The organism is Cohnella hashimotonis (genome assembly GCF_030014955.1).
Taxonomy (GTDB): Bacteria; Bacillota; Bacilli; order Paenibacillales; family Paenibacillaceae; genus Cohnella; species Cohnella hashimotonis.
In genome coordinates, this window is record NZ_JAGRPV010000001.1 from 8,566,770 (window position 1) to 8,581,500 (window position 14,731).

The 14,731-nt window shown below is 61.6% G+C and carries 16 protein-coding genes; 10 read left to right on the forward strand and 6 right to left on the reverse strand.

Annotation, left to right across the window (positions count from 1 at the left end):
- Positions 1–32 precede the first annotated feature (32 nt).
- On the forward strand, positions 33–1,073 hold the full coding sequence (locus KB449_RS34195; protein ID WP_282912631.1) for an HD domain-containing phosphohydrolase: 1,041 nt from the start codon (positions 33–35) through the stop codon (positions 1,071–1,073).
- Between the two features lie 158 nt (positions 1,074–1,231).
- Positions 1,232–2,143 (forward strand): NAD(P)/FAD-dependent oxidoreductase, encoded by a 912-nt coding sequence (locus tag KB449_RS34200; protein WP_282912632.1) that lies wholly within the window; start codon positions 1,232–1,234, stop codon positions 2,141–2,143.
- A gap of 334 nt (positions 2,144–2,477) precedes the next feature.
- Here KB449_RS34200 and KB449_RS34205 read toward each other — a convergent pair whose 3' ends face one another.
- Together KB449_RS34205 and pepT are read right to left on the reverse strand one after the other, a co-directional pair.
- The gene (locus KB449_RS34205; protein ID WP_282912973.1) at positions 2,478–3,386 is read right to left on the reverse strand and encodes a lipoate--protein ligase family protein; all 909 of its coding nucleotides are present in this window, start codon (positions 3,384–3,386) and stop codon (positions 2,478–2,480) included.
- Positions 3,387–3,561: 175 nt separating this feature from the next.
- Entirely contained in the window at positions 3,562–4,800 is a 1,239-nt protein-coding gene (pepT, locus tag KB449_RS34210; protein WP_282912633.1) for a peptidase T, read from the reverse strand.
- A 224-nt stretch (positions 4,801–5,024) separates the two neighbouring features.
- Here pepT and KB449_RS34215 point away from each other — a divergent pair, with 224 nt between their 5' ends.
- Complete coding sequence (locus tag KB449_RS34215) at positions 5,025–6,518, forward strand: HD domain-containing phosphohydrolase (RefSeq protein WP_282912634.1); 1,494 nt, start codon at positions 5,025–5,027, stop codon at positions 6,516–6,518.
- 90 nt (positions 6,519–6,608) lie between these two features.
- Here KB449_RS34215 and KB449_RS34220 read toward each other — a convergent pair whose 3' ends face one another.
- Positions 6,609–7,025, reverse strand: coding sequence for a VOC family protein (locus KB449_RS34220; RefSeq protein ID WP_282912635.1), 417 nt, complete (start codon positions 7,023–7,025; stop codon positions 6,609–6,611).
- Between the two features lie 229 nt (positions 7,026–7,254).
- On the opposite strand from KB449_RS34220, the gene KB449_RS34225 reads away from it, so the two are divergent.
- The 3 genes from KB449_RS34225 to KB449_RS34235 are packed head-to-tail and all read left to right on the forward strand — an operon-like array spanning position 7,255 to position 9,214.
- A complete protein-coding gene (locus KB449_RS34225; protein WP_282912636.1) occupies positions 7,255–7,626 on the forward strand; it encodes a GntR family transcriptional regulator in 372 nt (123 codons plus the stop codon).
- The gene (locus tag KB449_RS34230) at positions 7,623–8,519 is read left to right on the forward strand and encodes an ABC transporter ATP-binding protein (protein WP_282912637.1); all 897 of its coding nucleotides are present in this window, start codon (positions 7,623–7,625) and stop codon (positions 8,517–8,519) included. Before KB449_RS34225 ends, KB449_RS34230 begins: the two co-directional genes overlap by 4 nt.
- Positions 8,516–9,214: a hypothetical protein gene (locus KB449_RS34235; protein ID WP_282912638.1), complete on the forward strand. Its 699-nt coding sequence runs from the start codon at positions 8,516–8,518 to the stop codon at positions 9,212–9,214. Before KB449_RS34230 ends, KB449_RS34235 begins: the two co-directional genes overlap by 4 nt.
- Before the next feature lie 5 nt (positions 9,215–9,219).
- On the opposite strand, the gene KB449_RS34240 is transcribed toward KB449_RS34235, so the two are convergent.
- Positions 9,220–9,645, reverse strand: a complete 426-nt coding sequence (locus tag KB449_RS34240) for a DUF1284 domain-containing protein (RefSeq protein WP_282912639.1) — start codon at positions 9,643–9,645, stop codon at positions 9,220–9,222.
- Between the two features lie 681 nt (positions 9,646–10,326).
- Here KB449_RS34240 and KB449_RS34245 point away from each other — a divergent pair.
- The 4 genes from KB449_RS34245 to KB449_RS34260 all read left to right on the forward strand — a co-directional run bounded on the left by KB449_RS34245 (position 10,327) and on the right by KB449_RS34260 (position 14,257).
- The gene (locus KB449_RS34245; protein ID WP_282912640.1) at positions 10,327–10,827 is read left to right on the forward strand and encodes an ester cyclase; all 501 of its coding nucleotides are present in this window, start codon (positions 10,327–10,329) and stop codon (positions 10,825–10,827) included.
- 530 nt (positions 10,828–11,357) lie between these two features.
- Positions 11,358–11,825, forward strand: coding sequence for a MarR family winged helix-turn-helix transcriptional regulator (locus KB449_RS34250; RefSeq protein ID WP_282912641.1), 468 nt, complete (start codon positions 11,358–11,360; stop codon positions 11,823–11,825).
- A 216-nt stretch (positions 11,826–12,041) separates the two neighbouring features.
- Positions 12,042–13,349, forward strand: a complete 1,308-nt coding sequence (locus tag KB449_RS34255; RefSeq protein WP_282912642.1) for an MFS transporter — start codon at positions 12,042–12,044, stop codon at positions 13,347–13,349.
- Positions 13,349–14,257 carry a polysaccharide deacetylase family protein gene (locus tag KB449_RS34260; RefSeq protein ID WP_282912643.1) on the forward strand — a complete coding sequence of 303 codons (909 nt, stop codon included), beginning with the start codon at positions 13,349–13,351 and terminating at the stop codon, positions 14,255–14,257. The genes KB449_RS34255 and KB449_RS34260 overlap by 1 nt, the downstream gene beginning before the upstream one ends.
- 50 nt (positions 14,258–14,307) lie before the next feature.
- On the opposite strand, the gene KB449_RS34265 is transcribed toward KB449_RS34260, so the two are convergent.
- Together KB449_RS34265 and KB449_RS34270 are read right to left on the reverse strand one after the other, a co-directional pair.
- Positions 14,308–14,439, reverse strand: a complete 132-nt coding sequence (locus KB449_RS34265; RefSeq protein ID WP_277534284.1) for a DUF4023 family protein — start codon at positions 14,437–14,439, stop codon at positions 14,308–14,310.
- 72 nt (positions 14,440–14,511) lie between these two features.
- Positions 14,512–14,682 (reverse strand): hypothetical protein, encoded by a 171-nt coding sequence (locus tag KB449_RS34270; RefSeq protein ID WP_282912644.1) that lies wholly within the window; start codon positions 14,680–14,682, stop codon positions 14,512–14,514.
- Positions 14,683–14,731 lie beyond the last annotated feature (49 nt).

The following is a 14,731-nucleotide window of genomic DNA, read 5'->3' on the forward strand; positions in this document are numbered from 1 at the left end:
TTACGGTACACCCGTTCGAGGAGTGATCGCCAATGGATCGCGCATGGACGCAAAATGCCAAAATCCTCATCGTTGACGACCAACCTACAAACATCATGCTGCTGGAGCACGTGCTGAGAAGGGCGGGCTTCACTAACCTGCACAGTACGACGGATCCGGCCTCGGCGATGCGGCTCTTTTGCGAGCTCGCGCCGGATATTGTGCTGCTCGATCTTCATATGCCGGTCGTCGACGGGTTCGAAGTGCTCCGGCAGCTGTGTCCGCTGATCGGAGAGAGCAGCTTCCTGCCTGTCGTGGTGCTCACGGCCGACGACTCTCCGAGCGCGCGCAAAGAGGCGCTTCATCTGGGTGCCAGCGACTTTATCACCAAGCCGCTCGACGCTTCCGAGGTAGTGCTGCGCATCGGCAATTTGCTGAAATCGCGTTATTTTTACCTGCAGCTGCAGGAGCAGAATCATACGCTCGAACGGCGGGTCCAGGAGCGTACGTCGGAGCTGGAGCAGGCCAAGCTCGAGATTCTGCATCTGCTCGCGCGCACGGCGGAGTATCGCGACGACGAGACGGGCCAGCATACGCAACGCGTGGGGCGGATGGCGCGCGATGTCGCCGTCGCGCTCGGATTGCCGCAGCAGGAGGTCGAGCTGATCGAGCAGGCGACGCCGCTGCACGATATCGGCAAGATCGGCATTTCGGACGAGATTCTGCTGAAGCCTGGCCGCTTTACGGCGGAGGAATTCGAGCAGATGAAGCGGCATACGCTCATCGGCGCATGGATTTTGGAGACGAGCTTGTTCCCGGTGCTGCAGGTAGCGGGCGAGATCGCGCTCACGCATCACGAAAAGTGGAACGGCGCCGGTTATCCTCGGGGTCTCAGCGGAACGGACATTCCGTTGTCGGGACGTATTGTGTCGATCGCCGACTTCTACGATGCGCTCACGCATGAGCGGCCTTATAAGAAGGCCTGGTCCCACGAGGAGGCGATCGCCGAGATTCGAGCGCAGCGCGGCGTACATTTCGACCCCGTGGTCGTGGACGCATTTCTCGACGTTTTGCATGTGCCTGTCTCCTGTTGAGAGCGGGAGAGACGATAAATATAGCCAAGCTCTGCCGATGCGGCGGGGCTTTTTTGGCATTTTGGGTATATTACCTTGATTAGGTTGCGGCGGCGAATCGGGCATAGGCATAGCGGCCCTATCGTTTGAGTCTTAGAGAATTCGGAGGACGGGGGAGGATGTGGAACTTGTTCGATATCGCAATCATAGGTGGCGGTCCGGCGGGTCTTAGCGCCGCGCTCGTGCTGGGCAGGGCGAGACGATTTGTCGCGCTGTTCGACGAAGCTAAACCGCGCAACCGGGTGTCGTTGGCCTCGCACGGCTTTTTGACGCGGGACGGCACGCCGCCGGCGGCCATGCGGAAAATGGCGCATGACGAGCTGGCCGCTTATCCGAGCGTGCGTATTCGCGGGAGCCGGGTGGAGGAAGTGGCGCGCGAGCCGGACGGCGGCTTCCGGTTGACGGACGCGGCGGGAGAAAGCTGGCGCGCTGCGAGGCTGCTGCTGGCCGCAGGTCTGAAGGAGCTGCTGCCGGAAATTCCGGGGCTGTACGATTTTTATGGGAGGAGCCTGTTCTGCTGCGCCTACTGCGACGGCTGGGAGCTGCGCGATCGGCCGCTCGTGCTTATTGCTGGCAATGACCATACCTTCCACCTGGCCAAGACGGTCTATAATTGGAGCAAGGATCTGCTCGTCTGCACCAACGGCTACGATTCGCTCGAGCCGGAAGAGGAACGTGCGCTGCGGGAGCGCGGCATCCGGGTCGACCGTCGCGAGATCGGGGGCTTCGTCGGCGAGGACGGGCAGTTGTCGGCCGTGCGGTTTGCGGACGGCGGGGAGGCCGCGTGCGCCGGGGGCTTCGTCGCCGAGCGGCTGCGGCAGGCGGCTCCCTTCGCGGAGCGGCTCGGCTGCGCGATGACGCCTTACGGCGGCATCGAGACGGACGGCGCGGGACGGACAAGCGTTCCCGGCGTCTACGCGGCGGGCGACGCGACGTGCATCATGCCGGCCCAGCTTATCGTAGCTGCGGCCGACGGCACTCGCGCCGCAATCGGCATCAACGAGGATATGACGGACGAGGCGTTCGCTTGAAGTGAGGGGCGGTCCTTAGCGAGCTTATGGCGAAGCCGGTTGGGGCTGGAAGCGAGGAAAGCGCGCTGTGTGGAGCGGCGGGCGCGTTATGCGAGAATGAAATGCCGATGCCGGTTGCGATGGCGGCGTCGTAAGCGCAATTATTGCTGTTAGAGAACGAACTGAAAGCAAAGGCGTGCTGTAAGCGCACAATTTGCGCCTGCGGCACGCCCCTCACTAAATATTGCTTGTGCAAGCGCAAAAATTGCGGTTGGAAGATCCACCTCGCTTGATAGGCGGACTGTAACCGCCATTTTTGCGTTTAGAGCGTCTCACTCGGTTCGCGATGCTCGTTCTAAATTCCATAACGCGTCCGGAGCGAAGCCGCCATCGCCTCGACCTCTTCCGGCGTCGGCAGGCGTAGCGCAGCCTCGGCGCCGGCGAGACCGGACGGCGTCTGATACGCGCGGATGACGTCTTTCACCGCGGCGGCGAACCGAAGGGATATCCCGCCGCCCATACCGCCATCTGCAACGCCGCCCGCATCATCTCCCCCACGCGCACCGTTCTCGCCATCCGCACCGCCCCGAATACGTGCAAGGCCCGCGGCCCCCGCCCCCGTCAGCTCGGCGAGGCTTGCCATCCGGTCCGTGCCGACGTCCGGGTACGCGGACGGATCGGCGCCGTCGGCCGCCAGCCCGTAAAACTCGCGCACGACCCTCGCGCGCTCGTCGCCTTCGCCTTCGGCGATAACAAAGGCCTGCACGCTGTAGGACTTCACCTGCCTGCGCTGGGCGATGCCGCAGAACTTGCGGCCTGCGATCGACAGGTCGAAGTCGCCGGGGCAGTAGGAGCCAACGACCTCGCCCTTGGCAGCTTCGCCGCCGAGCTGACGGACGGCCAGCCGGATCAGATCGTACATCCGCTCGAAATCGCCATGGAACGCCATGTCCTCGGCCCGATCCTTCGGCAGGATCAGCGACAGGTTGACGACGCCCGGATCGAGCGGTACGGCCGCGCCGCCCGAGTTGCGGACGGCGACGCCGTAGCCCTGATCGGCCAGCCGGTCGGCCGCTTCCCGCGCGCGCGGGAGGCGGCTGTCCCGCAAGCCCATGACGAAGGCCCGCGGATGCCGCCACAGATGGCAGACCGCGGGTCCGCCGGCGCCGGCCGCACGGCAAAGCAGCTCGTCCAGCGCGAACGCGTACAGCGGGTCTGTCGCCTCCAACTGGTCGGTCCGGTCGAGAATCAACAGCCCTGCCATCCATGCGCGATCGTAAGACGAGCCGCCAACTGTCGAATCCGAGGTATCCGCGCGCTCTATGCGCTCGCCGGACTCAGTAGCTGCTCGTGCCCCGCGCCTGCCGGACTCGCCATCCGCCCGCGCCCCGCGCCCGCCGAACCCGGAATCCGCACGCTCCTTTTGCCCGCCGATCCCGTTATTCACGCGCTCGCTGCTCATAGCGCTGGACGATGTCGACGATCACCTTGACGGCCTGCACCATGTTGTCGACGGAGGCAAACTCGTATTTCCCGTGGTAATTCTCCCCGCCGGTGAAGATGTTCGGCGTCGGCAGCCCCATGTAGGACAGCTGCGAGCCGTCCGTACCGCCGCGGATCGGCTTGATGATCGGCTCGATGCCGAGGCTCTCCATCGCTTCGCGGGCGATGTCGACGATATGGATGACGGGCTCGATTTTCTCCCGCATGTTGTAGTACGAATCCTTCATCGCGAGCTCGATGCTGTGCTCGCCGTAAGTCTGGCGGAACTCTTCCGCGATGTTCTCGAGCACGTGCTTGCGCCGCTCGAACAGGTTCCGGTCATGGTCGCGCACCAGATAGCGCAGCGTCGTCCGCTCCACGTCGCCTTCGATCGACTGCAGGTGGTAGAATCCTTCGTAGCCTTCCGTGAACTCGGGCGCCTCCGCTTCCGGCAGCCTGGCATGGAAAGCCATTGCGATCTTGGCGGAATTCACCATCTTGCCCTTAGCGGTGCCCGGATGCACGTTGATACCCTTAACGGTTACGACCGCACCAGCGGCGTTAAAGCTCTCGTATTCCAGCTCGCCCAGCGGCCCGCCGTCCATCGTGTAGGCATACTTCGCGCCGAATGCGGCGACGTCGAACTTGTGCGGGCCCCGGCCGATCTCCTCGTCAGGGGTAAACGCGATGCGAATGCGGCCATGCTTGATCTCCGGATGGCGGATCAGGTAAGCCATGGCGGTCATAATCTCGGCGATGCCCGCCTTGTCGTCCGCGCCGAGCAGCGTCGTGCCGTCGGTCGTGACGAGCGTATGGCCGACATACCTGGCGAGATCGGGGAACATCTCGGGAGACAATGCGATCTTAAGCGCGGAGTTCAGCACGATGTCTCCGCCGGCATAGTTGTAGACAAGCTGAGGCTTGACGTTCGCACCCGTGAAGTCGGTGGCGGTATCGACATGCGCTAAAAACCCGATCGTCGGGACGTCAGCATCCGTATTAGAGGGGAGCGTCGCCATCAGGTAGCCATTGTCGTCGACCGACACCTCCTGCATGCCGATGCTCTTCAATTCCTCCTCCAGCATGCGGAGCAAGGTCCATTGACCCGGCGTCGACGGGTACGACGGGCTGTTGTCGTTCGACTGGGTATCCACTTGCACGTATTTGACGAACCGATCGATTAATTCCTGCTTCATGGCAGGCACCTCCTCAAGTTGGAGCTCGTTCTGGCGTTAAGCTGCGTATGCTGCGTATGATCACATCATAACCCAAATAGCGGGCATGGGAAAACAAAGCGGGTACCCGGCGCGGAAGAAGCGGCCGGTCTCGCCGCACGCCGCGAAGAGGCGCAAGTTAGGCCTTTACGCATGCACGGGCCTCCCTCATAGTGAGAGAGACAGATAGAGGAGGCATCCCGGGCATGGAGCAGTCGCCGTACAGCGCTTTAGTGATCCGTCTCGTCCGAAACTATATCATCGGCTCGGTCGTCGCCGTGCTCGGAGTGGGCGGTGCCATTCTATCGGGCAGCTTGAGCCTGCCGCGGAGCGAGCTGTTGCACTTGCAGGCGATCCTGCTCGTTTCCCTCCTGACGATGTTCATCGCCGAATACTTCGCCTTTCGCAGGCATATCGCGCCGATCCGCGAGCTTTTCCGGTCGGAACGGCCGGCGTTGGCACAGATCGAAGCGGCGTACCTGAGGGCGCATCGGCTGCCCTCGCTCGCCGTCGCACGCACGCTCGGTCCGCATCTGCTGGGCTTGTCGCTGCCCGCGAGCGCGCTGGCGGTGCTGGCCATCCGGCTCGGATGGGCGAATCTGCCCTACTACTACATCGGATTGGCGGCAGCCGGCGCGGTGCTCGTCGCTTGCATGCATGCCTTAATCGAGTTTTTCCTCACGGCCCAATCCATCCGTCCGCTGCTCGCGCACTTGAGAGCGGCCGGGCGTCGCATGTACGGCGCCGACATCTCCCTGAACGGGCGCGTTCTCGTCTCGATCCAGCGCAAGTTTCAGCTGAGCGCTTTTTTGATCGGGACGTTCCCGGTGATCCTGTTCAGCCTGGCGACGCAGATTCGTTTGAACGGCTGGTCGCAAGATCTCGGTTACGACTATTGGCGGTGGGCGGGCCTTATCCTCGTGACGGGCGTCGGTTTTTCCTCGCTGGGCGCCTGGCTGCTCGGGAGGGACGTCCAGCAGCCGATCCGGGAGCTGTACGAGGCGATGTCCGAGGTGCAGGCCGGCAGGCTGCAGACTTCCGCGTCCGACCTGTACTCGGACGAGTTCGCCAGGTTGACGGCAGGCTTCAACGGCATGGTCGAAGGACTGCGGTCGCGGGAGCGGATGAACGCGCAGCTGCTGCAGAGCTATTACGCCACGCTGGCTGCGGCGCTGGATGCCCGCGATGCGTATACGGCTGGCCATTCGCAGCGCGTAGCCGAGTACAGCTCGGTCATCGGACGGGCGGCGGGCCTCTCCGCCGACGAGCTCGACGTGCTTCGCAAGTCGGCGCTGCTCCACGACATCGGCAAGATCGGCGTTCGCGACAGCGTGCTGCTCAAGGAGGGCAAGCTGACGGACGAGGAGTTCGAGCAGATCAAGCAGCACCCCGTGCTGGGAGAAAACATTCTGCTGCAGGTCGAGCCCCGCGAAGCGATGGCGCCGCTGCTGCCCGGCGTGCGCTCGCATCACGAGCGCTACGACGGCCGCGGCTATCCGGACGGTCTGAGCGGCGAAGGGATTCCGGCGGCCGGCCGCATCATCGCGGTGGCGGACGCATTCGACGCCATGACGTCGGACAGGCCTTATCGCAAGGGGATGCCGTTCGGAAAAGCCTTCGCCATCTTGGAAGAGGGCGGAGGCGAGCAGTGGGATCCTAAGTACGTCGAGCTTTTCGTCTCCCGGATGCGGGGGAGCTGAGCGGGACTGCCGTAAACGCGACAAAGAACGCCCGGGCGCTTGCCACGGGCGTTCTTTGTCGTATCCTGCTTGGAGGAGGTACGCTGCCGGTTATCTCCCCGGCATTTTCTCCGTATCCATATAAAGTGCGTTCCACCGGTGCCCGTCCGGATCGGCGAAGCCGCAGCCGTACATCCAGCCCTGGCTTTCCCCGGGCTTGCTGTACAGCTGGCCGCCGGCTGCAGATGCCTTTGCGGCCAGCTCGTCCACTTCCTCGCGGCTGTCCGCACCGATCGAAAGCAGCACCTCCGCCGCCGCGCGACCATCCGAGGCGCCGCTTGCGGCAAAGCCCGCGAACACTTCCTCGGGGAACAGCATGACGACGACCGCAGGGTTGCCGACCAGCAGGCTGACGGCAGAATCGCCACCCGGGAAATTAGGGTTAAACGTGAAGCCGATATCGCGATAGAACTGCTTGGTGCGTTCCAGATCCTTGCTGGGCAGGTTGATCCACAATTCCTTGGTCATAGCGGTCTCCTCCATGGCTCGCGGCCGATTCGCTCGAAGCTTGTCCGCTTCCCCCCAAGCCTCTCGTCGATCCTCATTGTAACATGCTCCCGCCGCCGGGATTTCTCGTCGATTGCTCAAATCCCAACGTTTTTTTCCACAAATACACACTCGCCCGCTTGACGCTGTTGCCAGGATGTTATATGGTTAGTTACATAAGTAATTAACAAATGTGGTGGTGGGGTTAACGATGAGCTTCCTGATCGACGACAGCCGTCCGATATTCGTGCAAATCGCCGAACGCATCGAGAACGACATTATCGAGGGCGCGCTGCCCGAGGAATCCCAGGTGCCGTCGACCAATCAGTTCGCGGCGTTTTACCAGATCAATCCGGCCACGGCGGCCAAAGGCGTCAACCTGTTGACGGATCAAGGCATCCTTTACAAGAAGAGAGGGATCGGCATGTTCGTGGCGGCAGGGGCGAAGGCGAGCCTGGTCGAGAAACGCAGGGAGCAGTTCTACGAGCAATATGTCGTGGCCATGATGCGGGAAGCGGAGAAGCTCGGCATTACGCAGGATCAGCTCGCGGACATGGTCCGCAAGGGAGGGAACAAGTCATGAACGCGGTCGTAAAGGTAACGAACCTGACCAAATCCTACGGGGATACGGCGGCGGTGAGCGGCGTAAGCTTCGAGCTGGAGGAGAACAAAATCTACGGTCTGCTCGGCCGCAACGGCGCCGGCAAGACGACGATCATGCACATGCTGACGGCGCAGCAGTTCGCGTCGGGCGGGAATATCGAGGTGTTCGGCGAAGAGCCGTACGAGAATGAGTCCGTCCTCCGCCGGGTCTGCTTCATCAAGGAGAGCCAGAAGTACCCGCAGATGTTCACCGTGAAGGACGTGCTGGACGTATCCGCCTTGCTGCATCCGAACTGGGACGCGGCGTATGCTGCGGGGCTGGCCGAGGCGTTCGGGCTGCCGACGAAGCGCAAGGTGCATAAGCTGTCGCGCGGCATGCTGTCCGCCGTCGGCGTCGTCGTCGGGCTGGCGAGCCGGGCGCCGCTCACGATCTTCGATGAGCCGTATCTCGGGCTGGATGCGGTCGCGCGTGCCTTGTTCTACGACCGGCTGCTGGAGGACTATGCCGAACATCCGCGCACCGTCATCCTGTCGACGCACCTGATCGATGAAGTGAGCCGTTTGCTGGAGCACGTGCTGCTGATCGATCAAGGCAGGCTGCTGCTCGATCAGGACGTGGAGCGTCTGTCCGGGATGGCCTATACCGTCGTGGGTTCGGCCGCCAGGATCGATTCGTTCGTGTCTGGGAAAAAAGTGCTGTCGCGGGACGCCATGGGGGCGATCGCTTCGGCGACGGTCATGGGCGAGGCGAGTCCGCAGGAGCGCAGAGAGGCCGCAGAACGCGGCTTGGAGTTCTCTCCGGTATCGCTGCAGCAGCTGATTGTGCATCTGACCGGCAGGCAAAAAGAGGAGAGGGAGGCGGTCTCGTCATGAATGTCGCCCAACGCGGTAGAACGAAAGCGGTCACGTCTACAATTCTGAAGGATAAATTCAGCTGGTACCTGCTGCCCTGGATCATCGCAGGCTCAAGCTTCGCCGTCAACCTGATCGTAAGCATCTTTGCCAAGGATGTCATTACGACAGGCGGCGTAGCGTCGCTATACATCTATATACTCACGGCCGGCATCATGTCGGTATCTAACACGCTGCCCTTCATGATCGGCTTCAGTGTCCGCAGGTCAGACTACTTCTGGGGCACGGGAGGCGCGATCGGCTTGGTGGGCGCGATCTGCGCGGCCGGCCTGACCTTCCTGTCGTACGTCGAGAGCGAGTGGATCGACGGGTGGGGAGTCGGACTCTACTTCTTCCATCTGCCCTATTATAGCGAAGGCGCCGCGCCTGTTCAGTTCCTGAACTACTTCCTGGTCATCGTGTTCCTGTTCTATCTCGGCTTCGCGATCGCCTGTCTCGCGAAGCGCTTCGGCAAGAACGGCATGTTCCTCTTCTCCATCGCCGTGCTCGCGGTCGGCACCGTCTTGAGCTACGTCATGACCGAACGCGGGTGGTGGATCGACTTCGGCCATTGGCTGGCGGGCCGCACGATGCTCGAGCTCGCCGGCGGCACCGCGCCGCTGACGCTTCTGTTCATGGCGATCTCCTACGCTCTGCTGCGCCGCACATCCGTCTGAGGCTGTCAGGCGGGAGGCAGCTCCCGCAGACTGGGCGACAAATGAATATGCGTCACACCTTCCCGGCACAGCCCATACGGCTCCCATCTGCAATCGCTGCAGAGGGAGCCGATGTCGTTCGGCCGCACCCGTTCGGCGACGGCAGCCACGACATCCGCCCATGCGCGCCGCTCCCCTACGGATATACCGAGCTGCCGCGCGATCTCCTCGTCCTTGCGGTACACGCTCGCATTCTCGCAATGCGGCTCCTGGTCCTCGGGAAACGCGGCGCAGATGTCGTCGGGCCCGAGGATCAGCTCGATTTCCGTTCCGGGCTCCGTCCGGAGCCGTTCGTATACGCGCGTCATATTCGTGCAGAACCCCTCCGAGTACCCTTTTCCCCGGTAACCCAGCAGGCAGAGCAGATGATGCCCGCGCAGCTTGATCGTCATCCGTCACCATTCCTTACGGTTTATTTGTTAACCTAAATTATATCATGTGGTTAACAATTGTGCATTTAAGCCGAGAGGGAGACGGCCGAGCGCTTTCCCTCGACAGTAGATTGAGCCGCCGAAGGTCCGCAGTCCGCCAAGTGCTTTCCCTCGACAGTAGATTGAGCCGCCGAAGGTCCGCAGTCCGCCAAGTGCTTTCCCTCGACAGTAGATTGAGCCGCAACAGGTCGGGGGTTCGCCATGTGCTTTTCCTCGACAGTAGATTGAGCCGCCGAAGATCCGCAGTCCGCCCAGTGCTTTCCCTCGACAGTAGATTGAGCCGCCGAAGGTCTGCTGTCCGCCAGGTGCTTTCCCTCGACAGTAGATTGAGCCGCCGAAGGTCCGCAGTCCGCCCAGTGCTTTCCCTCGACAGTAGATTGAGCCGCTGATGGTCTGCTGTCCGCCAGGTGCTTTCCCTCGACAGTAGATTGAGCCGCTGAAGGCCTGCTGTCCGCCAAGTGCTTTCCCTCGACAGTAGATTGAGCCGCCGAAGGTCTGCTGTCCGCCAGGTGCTTTCCCTCGACAGTAAGTCAACAGCCCCTGACCATAATTAACTAGTCAATTTACTTTACTAATACACCCTTCGTGTGCTATTCTGAATTAGTCAATTAAATTGACTAAATGTGAAGGGAGAGCAATATTATGAAGCATCAACCTCAATCTTCAAATTTTTCAGGCGAAGGTGCAGTCCCCCAAAAAGTCCCGACAACCGCGGAGGTGGCGCTAGACTTCATCGAGCGATTCTGGAACGGCGGAGATTCAGACTGCGTCGCACTGCTTCTTGCGGATGATTACGTCGATCACGCCTACGAGCCGGGTAATGCGGACGGGCTGCTCGCGATGGCGGAAAGGCTGCGAACGGCGTTTCCCGATCAGCGGTCGACGGTGGAGTGCGCAACGACGGAGGGGGATCGCGTGGTCGTCCGCCTTCGGATGAGAGGGACCCATCTGGGCACGTTTAGAGGAAAAGTGGCCACAGGATTGCCCATCGACGCCCGGCTGTATCGGGAATACCGCGTCGCAAACGGCCGGATCGCCGAGCATTGGGCGCTGTTCGACACCGCCTCGCTGCTGCGCCAGATCGGCGCGGAGCTTAACGAGCAGCCTGCCTGCCGCGTGAATGGAGCGCGTGAACTCGAATAGCAAGGGTAGCGCAAAGAGCGGGAAGCTGGTTACTTGGTAAAAGGAGCGCCGATCGTGCAGAGGGGAGGACGGAGGACGGAGGATGGAGGTTGGAGGATGGAGGGGGCCGGCTTCCGGACACAGCGTCCGTTATTTGCTCTGCAGCGCCGGGCGAGCCACTGTTGGCGGACAGGAGATTCGTTATCGGTTGACGAATAGGGCGATAGACCGTCCAAACGCGGTCATAACGGATCTGTGGTCCGAAAGAGCCCCCAAAATCGCACATTCTCGCCGAATAACAAATCGAGTGTCCGCAATACCGCCATGAACGCGCCATGTCACGCCGTTCTGCGCCGCACTACGCCAAATTACGCCGCACCGCTCAACTGCACGCACTACGCCGTACAACTCGCGACGCAACTCTGCCTTTTACATCCATGCCATGCGCTATGACTTCAACCCCTCCGCGTATCGAACGCGCCCGCCGCTTGCCGCCACTTGTGATACAATGAACAGCGACAAGCAGGACAAGAGACGGGGAGGGAAACGCCATGGCCGAAGCGGGCGCCTGGGGTTACGAATTGACATTTTTGTTTGCGACCGCCTTCCGCGCGGCTGTAGACGAGCTTCACCGCGAGCTCGCTGCGCAGGGCTTCGACGACGTGCGTCCGTCGCACGGCTACGCGTTTCAGAAGCTCTCGTTCGGCGGAGCGACGGGCATCGAGCTGGCCGAGCACCTGGACATTACGAAGCAGGCCGCCACGCAGATGATCGATTACCTCGAAGGGCGCGGCTATGTCGAGCGCCGTCCGCATCCGAGCGACGGCCGCGGCAAGCTTGTCGTGCTCGCCGAGCGAGGATGGGCCTGCATCCGGGCGACCGAAGCGCAGTTCGGCGCCATGGAGAAACGATGGCGCGAGCGGTTAGGGGAGCGAGAGGCCGAGCAGTTGACGAAGAGCATGCGCGACATTGTTGGATCCTTTGGAGAAGGGACCGCCAAGCTCAGGCCGGTCTGGTGATTTTGTCCGCATCCGTTCTGATCATTCCGCCTCGAATGCCGTTCGGGCAACTCCGTCCGCATATGAAGTCTCCGCGCATTCCGGCCATTTGCAGGATTGGAGGAAATTACCGTCCGTTTGTAGAATGGTGTAGATGAACGGCGTGACGCGCCGAAGTCGCCGACCGGCGTCTTCCCGCGGGCAGGCCGCGAATCTACATGCGACGGGAGAATGCCCATGAGCAGGAAGTTCCTGAACTCTCCGACGGCTTATGCGCTCGGGATGTTCGCGATGATGGTGCCCAGCCAGGCTTTCAGTTCGTTTTACACGTATTTTTACGTCGAAAAGCTGGGGCTGGCCGTCGGGCTCGCGACGCTCGCGCGGACGATCTACCTCATCTGGGACGCCGTCAACCAGCCGATGGCGGGCTATTTGTCCGATCGTACGCGCTCGCGGCACGGTCGCCGCAGGCCGTGGATTTTCGCAGCGATCCCGCTGTTCATGCTGGCCTTCGTCATGGTGTTCGCCGTCCCGCCGCATCTTCATGATAGCGCTTTATTTACCTGGTTCTTAATCGCGCTCATCCTCTTTGAGGCGGTAGCGACGATCCTGTGGGTGAACTACGGCGCGCTGTTCCCCGAACTTTTCACAGGCAACAGCCTGCGGGCCAAGGCTTCTGCCGTCCAGCAGGCTTATCAAATCATTGCCGTTCTCATCGGCACGGCGCTGACGCCGGTCCTCTACAAGGCGCTCGGCTTCGGCACGATGTCCGTCGTATACGCAGCCATATTCGGCATCTTCATGACGCTCTTCGTCCTGAATGTCCGGGAGAACGAGACGTTCGCCAAGGAAGAGCCGCTGCCGCTCGTCCAGGCGTTCCGCGAGACCTTGAAGAACAAGGAGCTCTGGTTGTTTTACGTGGCCTGCTCTTTCGCCCAGACGGTGAACGGCCTCGTCAGCTCGATGATTCCGTTTTACGCCAAGTACGCCCTCGGCGTCGAGGAAGGCGATGTCACGCTGCTGATGGCATCCGTCTTCGTGTCGGTTATTCCGCTCGTCGCGGTTTGGTTTTATATCGTGAAAAAGCTCGGCGGCTACCGCAGCTGGCGCTTTTCCTTTATCGTCTACGGGTTGTCCGTTATCCCGCTCTGGTTCGCCGACAATCTCGGGACCGGCATTGCGGCGGGCATCTGCTTCGGCTTCGGACTGGCCGGATTTCTCGTCTCCCCGGCGCTCCTAAGCAGCGAGATCATCGACAGGGACGCTTTGCGGACCGGCCGCCGCAGGGAAGGGATGTACACGGCGGTCGGCGGCTTTCTCACGCGTTCCAGCGGCCTGATCTCGGCGCTCGCCTTTTTCGTCGTCGGACAGGCATTCGGCTACGTGAGCGGCGACGAGCCGGGACCGCATCCGGCGCAGACGTTCCGTTATTTGATCTGTATCGTACCGCTCTCCCTGCTCGTTGTCTCTTTCGTCATCTCCCTGTTCCTGAAGCCGCAGCCCGTTCGCTCGACCCCGCATGTGCAAGGAGGAATCGACGTCTGATGGCTAAACTGCTTATTCTGAATTGCGACGATTTTGGCCAGAGCGCGCCCGCCAACGAAGCGATCATGCATTTGCTCGAGGAACGCCGAGTTTCCTCCGCCACGATCATGGCGCCCGCTCAGGGCTTCGACCAGGCCGCGGACTGGTGCAGGCGCCACCCCGAAGCGCACATCGGCCTGCACCTGACCTTTACGAGCGAATACGACGCCGTTCGCTTCGGGAGCCTAACGGGCCGTTCGTCGCTGCACGATGCCGACGGTTATATGTATAAGACCGTCGAGGCGTTTGAACGGGGATCCGCCAAGGCCGACGTCATCGCCGAGATGAAGGCGCAGTTCGACGCTGTCGCGCGGGCCGGCATCGCCGTGACGCACGCCGACAATCATATGGGCAGCTTGTATGGCGTCGCCACCGGTCGCAGCTACCTGCCGCAAGTCTTCTGGCAGTGCTCGCGCAGGGGGATGCCATTTCGGCTGTTTCGGCATATCGACCCTGCCGAAGCGATAACGGCGAACGCGCCGGGCGTAGAGGCGACCCTGGCCAAAGCCGTGGCATTGTGCGACACGCTCGGCGTGGCGGTGCCGGACTACCTGCTGAGTCATCCCTACGAGATCGAGCCGGGGGAAACGTACGAAGCGTTTAAGGAGATGCTGATCGCCAAGCTGTTTACGCTGCCGGAAGGTGTCGTCGAGACGTTTATCCACCCCGCGGTCCCGGATGCGGATCTTGGCGCGCGGATTCCCCATTGGGAGAAAAGGGTGTGGGAGTACAGGCTCATGCTGGATCCAGACTTCACGGCGGCGATGAAGGATGCCGGCGTGCAGCTGACGGACTACAGGTATGTGGGGGAAAAGCTGCGGCGGCCTCGGCTTCGCTCGGGGCTAAGATTGGCCAAGCTGCTGTTCTGATCGAACATAAGGCGCCGCCGAACGGAATTCGTTCGCGGCGCATCTTTATTTCACTTATTCGTGCTGTGCTGTCTCGAGGACACCTTCTGCCCCTGGGTGCCTTGACCTTGATGCGCCTTGTTGCGCTTATCTTTGCGCTGGCGATCCTGGACTTGCTCTACGAATTCATGCGTGTCGCTCAATGTAAGGCTCCTTTCTCTTTTTGGTTATCTGCGCTTCCTCGCGCGAGCTGCCGGCCTTCCAGCTCCAAAACTTCAGTGGTCGTTATCGCGGCTGTCGCCTTCGTCGCTCGTCAGGCAGTTCTGATCGGCGGCCTGACGAAATTCTTCGTCGTTGCGGGAGCCGAGCTTGTCCCCGAATTGATCCAGTCTGCCGGGATGCCCCGCAGGCCCATCGTTGTCGGGCTTGTTGTTGCGTCCGGTCATCCTGTCCACCTCCTTTGACGCCGAGTGTCTGACGTGGATAGCTTCCCGA